We start from the raw sequence: 11,136 nt of genomic DNA, 5'->3' as shown, positions 1-11,136 counted from the left end.
GGCCGCCCCCTGTGCGCTCCCGGCGCCATGAGTGACATAACGCAGACGATTAACCGGGAGCGCAAACTACGCTGAAGCCACAGATAACATAAACAACCACACTGCAGTGCTTCCCCTCACCCTGGCCCTCTCCCGGAGGGAGAGGGAACCGTCCGGCTGGCCGCGCAAGCGCAGCGCCGCCGGGCGATGGCAGCAGGCTCGGAGCCGCATCTATGCCGGGTGGCGGCTCGCACCTGACTCGGCCTACAACCCCTACCATTCGAATCAATCGCGGTTTTTGTAGCCCGGACAAGGCGCGCCAGGCGCCGCATCCGGGAATGCAACGGCGATGACGTTACTTCTCCCTTTTCGCGAATTCGTCTTTGGCTTTCTGCAACTGCTGCTGGAAGGCCGGGTTGGTGTGCAGCGTAGCGACCACCGCGGAGCCGACGATGCGCGCCGCATCGACATCGCTCTGCCAGTGATAGCCGCAGATCACCCGGCTCTCGCCGAGCTCATAGCCGCGCTTCAAAATGTCGTTTTGCCGCTGCGGGTTGATCTCCGCCAGCACCAGGGCGGTGGCCCAGCCGATAGAGGTATGCCCGGACGGGTAAGAGCCGTTTTTCGCCAGCTTGTCCTGTTCGGTGGTGTTGCAGGTGGAGACGCCATAGAACGCAAACGGGCGAATGCGCATGTATTTCTCTTTCGCGCTGCGGGTCGCCAGGTCGCCGGCGTCTTCAATCATATTGGTCAGCAGTTTGTGAAGCTGCGGCGCGTCTTTCTCGGTGATCGGCGAACCAAAGGCGCTGGAGAAGGCGTTGGCTACGCCGCCCGCGCTGAGGTTGGCATCCTCTGCCGCCAGCTTCCCGCGCTCGGTATTGCGCAGCAGACGTCCTTGCTCATACATCGCCTGATCGTTTAAAAATGCGATACTGCCCACCGCCGGTGGTGGTGGCAACAGCGCCAGGCTGTCGATGGCCTGGGCATTGGTCAGATAGTAGAGATCGGGCTTGGTGGTGACATCGTTCCCGGGGGGAACCAGAGCAAAGGCGTTAACGGAGAAGAAACTGGCCAGGCAAAGGGCAAGAACACGCTTTTTCATTAGAATTTCCTTACGTCATAATCATTCCAGAGAAGACAGTCCTGTGCTGTCACATTTCTGTCATCTTTAAGTAAAAGTGAAAATGGTCGGGAAAAAATTGCCGTGTCTCGCAAAAACGGCTTTTTGTCTGCTTAATGAGCAACCATACGCGATTTCAGACTGTCGTACTTACCACCCTGGCGTTTGGGCGCTAACATAGCGGGATTGCAATGACAGGAGATGTCCATGAGCGAGCAAGCCATTCGTTTAACGCAATACAGCCACGGAGCCGGTTGTGGTTGTAAAATTTCCCCGAAAGTGCTGGAAACTATCCTGCATAGCGAGCAGGCGAAGTTTGTCGACCCAAACCTGCTTGTCGGCAACGAAACCAGCGATGATGCCGCCGTTTACGATCTCGGTAATGGCACCTCGATCGTCAGCACCACCGATTTCTTTATGCCGATTGTCGATAACCCGTTCGACTTTGGCCGCATCGCCGCCACCAACGCCATCAGCGATATTTTCGCTATGGGCGGGAAACCGATTATGGCGATTGCCATCCTCGGCTGGCCGATCAACACCCTGGCGCCGGAAATCGCTCGCGAAGTGGTGGAGGGCGGGCGCTTTGCCTGCCAGCAGGCGGGGATCGCGCTGGCGGGCGGCCACTCCATTGACGCCCCGGAGCCGATCTTCGGTCTGGCGGTCACCGGCGTGGTGCCCACCGAGCGCATCAAGAAAAACAGCACCGCCCAGGCGGGTTGCAAACTGTATCTCACCAAACCGTTGGGGATCGGCGTACTGACCACTGCAGAGAAAAAATCGCTGCTCAAGCCAGAGCATCAAGGGTTAGCGACGGAGACCATGTACCAGATGAACCTCGCCGGCGCCGCGTTTGCCGCCATCGACGGGGTGAAGGCGATGACCGACGTCACCGGCTTTGGCCTGCTCGGCCACCTCAGCGAGGTGTGCCGCGGGGCCGGCGTGCAGGCGCAGCTGCGCTATGCCGATATCCCGAAACTGCCGGGGGTGGAGGACTATATCGCCGCCGGCGCGGTGCCGGGCGGCACCGGGCGCAACTTTGCCAGCTACGGCCATCTCATGGGCGAGATGCCGACGGAGTGGCGGGATCTGCTGTGCGATCCGCAGACCTCCGGCGGTCTGCTGCTGGCGGTGACCCCGGAGGCGGAGGCGGAAGTTCAGGCCGCCGCGGGCGGGCGACCCATGATCGAGATCCGTTGATTCGATGCGGTTGTTTATTGCAGAAAAACCGAGTCTCGGTCGGGCTATCGCCGATGTGTTGCCTAAACCGCACCGCAAAGGCGATGGCTATATTGAGTGCGGCAACGGGCAGGTGGTCACCTGGTGTATCGGCCACCTGCTGGAGCAGGCGCAGCCGGACATCTACGACAGCCGCTATGCCCGGTGGAATCTCAACGATCTGCCGATTGTGCCGGAGAAATGGCAGCTGCAGCCAAAGCCCTCGGTCACCAAACAGCTGAATGTCATCAAGCGCCTGCTCGGCGACGCCGAGGAGGTTATCCACGCCGGCGACCCGGATAGAGAAGGGCAGCTGCTGGTGGACGAAGTACTCGACTACCTGCAGCTGGCGCCAGAGAAGCGTCAGCAGGTGCAGCGCTGTCTGATTAACGATCTCAACCCGCAGGCGGTGGAGCGGGCGATCAACCGTCTGCGCGCCAACAGCGAGTTCGTGCCGCTCTGCGTGTCGGCGCTGGCGCGGGCCCGCGCCGACTGGCTGTACGGCATCAATATGACCCGCGCCTACACCCTGCTGGGGCGCAACGCCGGCTATCAGGGGGTGCTCTCGGTGGGGCGGGTGCAGACCCCGGTACTTGGCCTGGTGGTCCGTCGCGATGAAGAGATTGAAAATTTCGTCGCCAAAGATTTCTTCGACGTGAAGGCGCATATCGTCACGCCGCAGGAGGAGCGTTTTGTCGCCACCTGGGTGCCGAGCGAAGCCTGCGAACCTTACCAGGATGAAGAAGGGCGCCTGCTGCATCGTCCGCTGGCCGAGCATGTGGTTAAGCGCATCGAAGGCCAGCCGGCAATCGTGACCGGCTATAACGATAAGCGCGATTCCGAACCCGCGCCGCTGCCGTTCTCGCTGTCGGCGCTGCAGATTGAGGCGGCCAAACGTTTCGGCTTCAGCGCGCAGAACGTGCTGGATATCTGCCAGAAGCTGTACGAAACCCACAAACTCATCACCTATCCGCGTTCGGATAGCCGCTATCTGCCGGAAGAGCACTTCGCTGGCCGCCATGCGGTGTTGAATGCGATTGCCGTCCATGCGGCGGACCTGCTGCCGCAGCCGGTAGTGGATCCGGAGATCCGCAACCGCTGCTGGGATGATAAAAAGGTCGACGCGCACCATGCGATTATCCCAACCGCCCGCAGCAGCCAGGTGAAGCTCACCGATAACGAAGCGAAGGTGTACACCCTGATCGCCCGCCAGTATCTGATGCAGTTCTGCCCTGACGCAGTGTTCCGCAAATGCCAGATTGATCTTGAGATCGCCAACGGCAAGTTTGTCGCCAAGGCGCGTTTTCTGGCCGAGGCGGGCTGGCGGACGCTGCTTGGCAGCAAAGAGCGCGATGAAGAGAACGACGGCACGCCGCTGCCGGTGGTGGCCAAAGGCGATGAACTGCTGTGCGAGAGGGGTGAGGTGGTGGAGCGTCAGACCCAGCCGCCGCGCCACTTTACCGACGCCACGCTGCTGTCGGCGATGACCGGGATTGCCCGCTTCGTGCAGGATAAAGATCTGAAGAAGATCCTCCGCGCCACCGACGGCCTCGGCACGGAAGCGACCCGCGCAGGGATTATCGAGCTGCTCTTCAAGCGTGGTTTCCTGAGCAAAAAGGGGCGCTATATCCACTCTTCGGAGGCCGGCAGGGCGCTCATTCATTCCCTGCCGGAGATGGCCGGGCGACCGGACATGACCGCCCACTGGGAGTCGGTGTTGACGCAGATCAGCGAGAAACAGTGCCGCTATCAGGACTTTATGCAGCCGCTGGTGGGGACGCTGTATCAACTGATCGATCAGGCGCGCAGCACGCCGGTGCGTCAGTTCCGCGGCCTGGTGGGGCCGGGCGGGGCGAAGAAGTCGTTCAGCAAAGGTAAAGGGAAGCCGAAAGGCAAAAAAGCGGTAGACGATACCGCGCCGCCGCCGCAGTAACCCGCCGGTGGTCGCGAGGATGAGTTACCCCGCGGCCACCGCTTCTCCGCCAGTCAGGCCAATGGTCTACACTAAACAGCCGGGAAGAGCCTGGACGCGGGGCCCCTGAGCAGGGGATGCCCGCTGCGCTTTTCCTGATGCCGATGCCCCATTTCTCTCACAGGCGATAAGGAGGACCCGTGAAATATATTGCTATCAGCCAACCGGGCGGCCCGGAGGTATTGCAGATCCGCGAAGGGGAGATCCCCACCATCGGGGAGCATGAGGTGCTCATTGAGGTGAAGGCGGCGGGCGTCAACCGGCCGGATATTCTGCAGCGCCAGGGTCTGTATCCCATGCCTGAGGGCGTCACCCCCGTGCCCGGCCTCGAGGTGGCGGGCGTGGTTGTTAAGGTCGGCGCGCAGGTCACAGCGTTTATGCCCGGCGATCGCGTTTGCGCGCTGACCAACGGCGGCGGCTATGCCGAATACTGCGCCGTGCCGGCAGGCCAGACGTTGCCGATCCCGGCGGGCCTCAGCTTTAGCGAAGCGGCCGCCATTCCGGAAACCTTCTTCACCGTCTGGGCGAACGTCTTCCAGCTGGGTAAGCTGCAGCCTGGCGAAATCATTCTGGTCCACGGCGGCGCCAGCGGGATTGGCACCACCGCGGTCCAGCTGTGCCACGCGCTGGGGATGACCGTCTATGCCACCGTCGGCCAGGACGAAAAAATTGCTGCGCTACGTCCCTATGCTACGGCGATTAACTACAAAACCGATGATTTTGCCGAGAAAATCGGCCAGCTGACCAACGATGAAGGGGTGGATGTCATTCTGGATATTGTTGGCGGCCCTTACTTTAACCGCAACCTTGGGCTACTGAAAAAGGATGGACGACTGGTCATCATCGGCTTTATGGGCGGGCGAATCGCTCATGAGGTTGATATTCAGACTCTGATGCTCAAGCGAGCCACCGTCACCGGCTCGACCATGCGCGGCCGGACGGCGGCGGAGAAACAACAGATTGCCGAGGCGCTGCGCCGCCACGTCTGGCCGCTGCTAGAGGCAGGGAAATGCAAGCCGCTGATCTACGCCAGCTACCCGATGGCGGAGATTGCCGAGGCCCATGCCTGTCTGGACAGTGGTCAGCATCTGGGGAAAGTGGTGATCACGATGACGTCGTGAGACGCATCCCGGCGGGCTGCCGCCGGGATGGAGTTAGGGGAGGTTAAATCACGCCCTGGGCCAGCATAGCATCCGCAACCTTCACGAAACCGGCGATATTCGCGCCGCGCACGTAGTTGGTCTGCTTCGCTTCGCCGCCGTACTGCACGCAAGCGTGGTGGATATCCAGCATGATGTGATGCAGACGGGCATCCACTTTTTCCGCTTTCCAGCCCATGCGCGCGGCGTTCTGCGCCATCTCCAGACCGGAAGTCGCCACGCCGCCGGCGTTGGCCGCTTTGCCCGGGGCAAACAGCACGCCAGCTTCCAGGAACAGGTCGGTTGCGGCGATGGTGGTCGGCATGTTGGCGCCTTCCGCCACGGCCTTGACGCCATTGGCAATCAGCTGGCGGGCGGCATCGACGTCCAGTTCGTTCTGGGTCGCGCAAGGCAGGGCAATATCCACCGGCACTGACCACGGCTGCTGGCCTTCAAGATAGGTGAGGCCAAATTCGCGGGCGTAATCGGCCACGCGGCCGTGGGCACGCTCTTTAATGTCGATCAGGCGGGCCAGTTTTTCTTTGGTGAAGCCCGCTTCGTCAACGACGGTGCCGTTGGAGTCGGAGGCCGTCACCACCCGCGCGCCAAGCTCCATCGCTTTCTCAATGGCGTATTGCGCGACGTTGCCGGAGCCGGAAACCGCCACGCGAGCGCCTTCGAAGCCGAGGCCGTGACGTTTGAGCATCGCTTCGGTGAAGTAGATCAGGCCGTAACCAGTGGCTTCCGGACGGATCAAGCTGCCGCCAAAGGAGAGTCCTTTACCGGTGAAGACGCAGGCGCTGTTGTTGGAGAGCTTGCGCATCATTCCGGCCATAAAGCCGACTTCGCGACCGCCGACGCCGATATCGCCCGCCGGTACGTCGGTATCCGGGCCAAGGTGGCGATAGAGTTCGGTCATCAGCGCCTGGCAGAAACGCATCACTTCGCCATCGCTCTTGCCTTTAGGATCGAAATCGCTGCCGCCTTTCCCGCCGCCCATCGGCAGAGTGGTCAGGGCGTTTTTGAAGGTCTGCTCGAAGCCAAGGAATTTGAGAATCGACAGGTTAACCGACGGGTGAAAACGCATCCCGCCTTTATACGGGCCGATGGCCGAGTTGAACTGCACGCGCCACGCGCGGTTGACCTGGACCTGATTGCGGTCGTCCACCCACACCACGCGGAACTGGATCACGCGCTCCGGTTCCACCAGACGTTCCAGCAAAGCAAGCTGACGATAGCGCGGATTTTCCTCAAGGAAAGGCCACAGGGTGGTCATCACCTCCCGGACGGCTTGAGCAAATTCGGTTTGATGAGGATCGCGCTGTTGAACGCGGGTGAGAAAGCCTTCCAGAGTGCACGTCTGATCCATAGATATCAGTTCCCCTTATGGTTGTGGTTGCATGTATTTATTATGATTCGGTCCTTGAAAAAACCGATTTTCCGACTATAACACCGCTAATCCTTAGGCAAGCAAGGAAAAATTGAGCCGACAACAAAATTTATAATTGCCCGCTCGTCATAACTAAAAGCGATGACGAGGCGGCGGGCGGATCAGCGGACGGAAAGGGTGGGGCGCTGGGCGATAAAGGCGTGCAGCAGAGGAATATCGGCCGGGGCGAGATCGAGGGCCAGCGCTTCTGTGGGAAGGCACCAGCGCAGCTGAGTGTGATAGTGGGCCAGCGGCGTGCCCTGAAAGTGCGGCACCCACCAGGCGTGCAGATGGATCCGGCGGCCGGAGACCTCCCGCTGATGGCTAGCGATATAGCAAGCCGGGCGGGCGATGATGCCCATCTCCTCCTGCAGTTCGCGGACCAGCGCCTGCGGCTGGCTTTCACCCGGCTCCACTTTGCCGCCGGCGAACTCCCACATCCCCGGCTGGTCGGCGTGGGGCGGACGCTGCGCCAGCAGAATCTGGCCATCCTGTTCAATAATGGCGGCGACAACATCAATCATTTTTAGCATAAGCATCAAGGTTAATAAGACGAATATGGCCTATTATCACCGCCATAGACCGTAACTGACAACCGCCAACCCTGCTGGAGACCTTCGTGCTTGATAGCCACCTGCATCCGCGCCTTAAACCCCTGCTTAACGCTGTCGCCGGCGCCCTTGACCGCCCCGGCATCTCACCGGACGGGCTGACGCTGGTTGGTTTTGCCATCGGCGTGCTGGCTCTGCCCTTTCTGGCGCTGGGGTGGTATGGCGCGGCGCTGGCGGCCATTCTCCTTAACCGCCTGCTGGATGGCCTGGACGGCGCTCTGGCGCGGCGGCGCGGGCTCACGGACGCGGGCGGCTTTCTCGATATTGCGCTGGATTTTCTCTTTTACGCCCTGGTGCCGTTCGGCTTTATTCTGGCGGATCCGCTGAACAATGCCCTGGCGGGCGGCTGGCTGCTGTTTGCCTTTATCGGCACCGGCAGCAGCTTTCTCGCTTTTGCCGCCCTGGCGGCCAGGCACCAGATCGCCAATCCCGGCTACGCCCATAAATCGCTGTACTATCTCGGGGGACTGACGGAGGGGACGGAGACCATCCTGTTGTTTGTCCTCGGCTGCCTGTTTCCGGCGCATTTCGCCTGGCTGGCGTGGCTGTTTGGCGCGCTGTGCTGGCTGACGACGGCGACGCGCATCTGCAGTGGCTACCAGACCTTAAAGCGGGTAACGACCACAGCGTAAACGGGGTATCGCGCGTCGCCGACAAAGGGCGACGCGCTGAGGCGGGGCGAGTTACTGACTGCTTTCCGGGCCGCGCTCTCCGCGGGCCACCGGATTGTGCGGGTTGCTGCTCCATTCGTACCAGCCGCCGTCGTACACCGCGACGTGCGGCCAGCCCATGGCGCGGGCATACATAAAGGTTTCCGAGGCCCGCCAGCCGGTCCCGCAATAGAACGCCACTTGCTGGCTTGGCAGAATGTTCCACTGGCGCCACAGGGTAGCGATATCGTCAGCGCTGCGCATGGTGCCGTCCGGGTTATGGAAATCCTCCATGTGCCTGGAGTCGCTCCCGGCGTGGCCCCAGCGGGCGCCAGCGATGTCGCCCTTCGGCTTGATATAGCTGTAGCCGCTGGTGGTGCCGATAAACTCCGGCCACGAGCGGACGCTGACCAGCGAGGCGTCCTGACGATGCAGCAGCCCGCGGGCTTGTTCGGTATCCAGCATCAGCTGCGGCTGGCCGGGGATCGGCGCGCCGAAATCAGGCGCCGGCTGCTGCGCCGGCGGCATACCGCGCTCTACCGGCAGCCCGGCGTCGGACCAGGTCTGCCAGCCGCCGTCAAGCAGGCGCACGTCTTTGACCCCGGCGTACAGCATGATCTGCGCCACCCGCGCTGCGGCGTAGACGTCGCGACCATAGAGGATCACCGTGGTGTCATGCCGGATGCCGTGCTTCGCCAGCATCGCCTTCAGCTGCGCGTCGGACACTTTATTCCACAGCGGTTCGCTCTCCACCTCATTGGTATCGATATAGCCCGCGCCAGGGATATGGCTCAGCAGATAGAGCTTCGGCGCTCCCCAGGCGGCTTCAAACACTTTCCAGTCGCCTGCCGGGGCGGCGGCGACCGCTTTCCCTTGCTGTAGGTCGTGCAGCCACTGGGGGTAGACCAGCTGTTCAAAGTGCGGCAGCTTTTGCAGACGGTCGGTCTGGCTCAGCGCATCGCTCAGGGTGCTGAGCCGGGTGAAACCCGTTTGTTTCAGCCGCGCCGCGACGCTGACGTTATCCTCCGGGCTGCCGTACAGCGCGATGGGGGTATCGGACTGGAGCTGGTGCTGCTTAGCCCAGGCGCGGAGCTGATCGTCGCTCATGGCGCCGAGCCAGCGGGCGGAAAGATTGAGGGCCTGCGGCTCATGGCCTTCCGGGCCGTTGGCGCGCTGCGGCCAGCCGTTGTAATAAGCGCTCAGCCGGGTGTCGATGGCCACGCCGTGCTGCTGTTGCAGGTGGGAGAGAGTGAGCGCTGGCATGGTTTCAGCGGCGCAGGTAGTGGAAGCAGCAAGCCCCATGAGCAGGGCGAGTGCGGTCAATTGAGAAACACGTTTCATCGAAATGCCCGACGGTAAAAAGTGGAGGGCGTATTCTCCACTCGCCAGGCGCCGATTTCTTTGCGGTAACGCAGGTTTGCACGCTATTGTCCTTCATTGCCAGCGCTCCATCGCCAGGCAGCGCCCCGTCGGCGGGCAGTCCTCGCGATCGTGGGTCACCAGGATCGCCGGAATGGCCTGGCGGGCCAGTTCTTCAAAGACCCAGCGGCGGAACCCGGCGCGCAGGCTGGCATCCAGGCGGCTGAAGGGCTCATCAAGCAGCAATGCCTCGGGGCGCGCCAGCAGGGCGCGCAGCAGGCTCACCCGCGCCCGCTGCCCGCCGGAGAGCGTGGCCGGATCGCGCGGGGCGAAGCCCGCCAGCCCGGCGCGGCTAAGCGCTTCCTCCACCGCGGTTTTTCGCGCCTCGCCGCGCACGTTCTCCGGCAGCGCCAGCTGTAAATTTTGCCCGACGCTGAAATGGTCGAACAGTAACGGGTCCTGAAACAGAATGCCGATGCGCCGATGCTCTGTCGGCAGCGTATCGCAACGCCGTTCGTTGAGCCACAGTTCGCCTCGGGCGCGAAAATCGCCGGACAGGGCGCCAATCATCCAGGCAAACAGTGTTGATTTCCCGCTACCGGAGGGGCCCATCAGCGTCAGCACCTCCCCCGGGGCTACCGAAAAGGCGACCTCCCGCAGCAGCGGCTGGCGTCTCACGCTCAGAGCCAGATGGTTTACGGTTAGCACTAGCGAAGTCCTCGTCGATAGCGGCCTGCCAGCCAGGCCAGCAGAGCGGTCAGGGTAAAGCATACCGCCGGCAGCAATAATTGCCACAGCGCCTGAGCGGCGAGCGTCTGCGCCTCGCCGCCGCTGCTGAGCGCCACCGCCTGGCTGGTGAGCGTCGGAATTCGGCCAGCCCCCAGCCATAGCGTTGGCAGATACTGCGCGATGCTCACTGAGAAGCCCACCGCCAGGGCGGTCAGCAGTGGGCGAGTTAGCGAAGGCAGGGTCAGCAACCAGAAAATACGCGTCGATCCCCAGCCGAGCGTGCGGGCGACAACCGTCAGCCGCGGATCGCGCTGGCGCCAGGCCGGGCGCAAAATAAACAGCATCCAGGGCACCACCCACAGCAGATGGCCCCACAGGACGGTCCACCAGTCACCGTCAAGCCAGGCATACAGCGCCAACCGGTACTGGCCGTCGGCCAGCGGCAGGGCCGGCAGGACCAGCGGTAGCCAGACCCAGCCATCGCCTCGCGCCGGGCCGCAGGCCAGCCACAGCAGGCAGACAGCCGCGCCGAGGGCGCAGGCCGCCAGCGCCAGCCCAAGGCTGTTGCCCAGAGCATCCATCTGCGGCGGCGCCGAGCGCGCCAGCCCCGCCAGCAATAGCGCGCCCAGCAGACCGCTCAGCGGCAGCAGCGCCGCCAGCAGGCGGCCGGGCAGGGCATGAGGATGCGGGTGACGAACACCGTGCAGATCGGGCTGGTACTGGCGCTGTAGCCGCCATCCGCCCCAGGCGACCAGCGCCAGCCCGCCGAGGATCGCCATCAGCAGCAGGCTGGCCAGCGCCCCTTTGGCCTGCTGCAGCTCATCGCCCTGGCTTAACCATTGCCACGCCAGCACGGCGAGGGTGGGCGGATTGCCGGGCCCCAGCACCAGGGCGACGTCTACCGCCGACAGGCTCCAGGCGGTGGTGGCC

9 protein-coding genes and 1 pseudogene are annotated in these 11,136 nt (G+C 62.7%); 4 read left to right on the top strand and 6 right to left on the bottom strand.

Going from position 1 to position 11,136, the window contains the following annotated elements; translation table 11 throughout:
• Positions 1–334: 334 nt before the first annotated feature.
• Positions 335–1,081 (bottom strand): acid phosphatase PhoC, encoded by a 747-nt coding sequence (gene phoC, locus KHQ28_RS20470; RefSeq protein ID WP_032419079.1) that lies wholly within the window; start codon positions 1,079–1,081, stop codon positions 335–337.
• 225 nt (positions 1,082–1,306) lie between these two features.
• On the opposite strand from phoC, the pseudogene selD reads away from it, so the two are divergent.
• The 3 genes and pseudogenes from selD to KHQ28_RS20455 form a co-directional block, all read left to right on the top strand.
• A pseudogene (gene selD, locus KHQ28_RS20465) lies at positions 1,307–2,269 on the top strand (selenide, water dikinase SelD); the annotation flags it as partial.
• Between the two features lie 34 nt (positions 2,270–2,303).
• Complete coding sequence (locus KHQ28_RS20460; RefSeq protein ID WP_009486072.1) at positions 2,304–4,250, top strand: DNA topoisomerase III; 1,947 nt, start codon at positions 2,304–2,306, stop codon at positions 4,248–4,250.
• Between the two features lie 179 nt (positions 4,251–4,429).
• Positions 4,430–5,410 (top strand): NAD(P)H-quinone oxidoreductase, encoded by a 981-nt coding sequence (locus KHQ28_RS20455; RefSeq protein WP_032419077.1) that lies wholly within the window; start codon positions 4,430–4,432, stop codon positions 5,408–5,410.
• A 43-nt stretch (positions 5,411–5,453) separates the two neighbouring features.
• On the opposite strand, the gene gdhA is transcribed toward KHQ28_RS20455, so the two are convergent.
• Entirely contained in the window at positions 5,454–6,797 is a 1,344-nt protein-coding gene (gene gdhA, locus KHQ28_RS20450) for an NADP-specific glutamate dehydrogenase (RefSeq protein ID WP_004176526.1), read from the bottom strand.
• 182 nt (positions 6,798–6,979) lie between these two features.
• On the bottom strand, positions 6,980–7,390 hold the full coding sequence (locus tag KHQ28_RS20445; RefSeq protein WP_002901395.1) for a pyrimidine (deoxy)nucleoside triphosphate diphosphatase: 411 nt from the start codon (positions 7,388–7,390) through the stop codon (positions 6,980–6,982).
• A gap of 86 nt (positions 7,391–7,476) precedes the next feature.
• On the opposite strand from KHQ28_RS20445, the gene KHQ28_RS20440 reads away from it, so the two are divergent.
• Positions 7,477–8,100, top strand: a complete 624-nt coding sequence (locus KHQ28_RS20440) for a CDP-alcohol phosphatidyltransferase family protein (RefSeq protein WP_002901398.1) — start codon at positions 7,477–7,479, stop codon at positions 8,098–8,100.
• 51 nt (positions 8,101–8,151) lie between these two features.
• Here the strand turns inward: KHQ28_RS20440 and KHQ28_RS20435 are convergent, their stop codons facing one another.
• From KHQ28_RS20435 to KHQ28_RS20425, 3 genes are all read right to left on the bottom strand, one after another.
• Complete coding sequence (locus tag KHQ28_RS20435) at positions 8,152–9,459, bottom strand: sulfurtransferase (RefSeq protein ID WP_032419076.1); 1,308 nt, start codon at positions 9,457–9,459, stop codon at positions 8,152–8,154.
• Between the two features lie 93 nt (positions 9,460–9,552).
• Positions 9,553–10,185, bottom strand: coding sequence for an ATP-binding cassette domain-containing protein (locus KHQ28_RS20430; protein WP_032419075.1), 633 nt, complete (start codon positions 10,183–10,185; stop codon positions 9,553–9,555).
• Positions 10,185–11,136 (bottom strand): ABC transporter permease subunit (locus tag KHQ28_RS20425; RefSeq protein WP_040213552.1); only part of this gene is annotated, 952 nt, incomplete at its 5' end. The genes KHQ28_RS20430 and KHQ28_RS20425, both read right to left, overlap by 1 nt.

It is taken from the genome of Klebsiella sp. 28, from assembly GCF_018223905.1.
Classification (GTDB): Bacteria; Pseudomonadota; Gammaproteobacteria; order Enterobacterales; family Enterobacteriaceae; genus Klebsiella; species Klebsiella pneumoniae.
This window is presented reverse-complemented; position numbering and strand designations above follow the sequence as displayed.

Coding starts and splice junctions, on each gene's coding strand:
- KHQ28_RS20435 (WP_032419076.1), bottom strand. CDS start 9,459: ATGAAACGTGTTTCTCAATTGACCGCACTCGCCCTGCTCATGGGGCTT.
- gdhA (WP_004176526.1), bottom strand. CDS start 6,797: ATGGATCAGACGTGCACTCTGGAAGGCTTTCTCACCCGCGTTCAACAG.
- KHQ28_RS20445 (WP_002901395.1), bottom strand. CDS start 7,390: ATGCTAAAAATGATTGATGTTGTCGCCGCCATTATTGAACAGGATGGC.
- KHQ28_RS20460 (WP_009486072.1), top strand. CDS start 2,304: ATGCGGTTGTTTATTGCAGAAAAACCGAGTCTCGGTCGGGCTATCGCC.
- phoC (WP_032419079.1), bottom strand. CDS start 1,081: ATGAAAAAGCGTGTTCTTGCCCTTTGCCTGGCCAGTTTCTTCTCCGTT.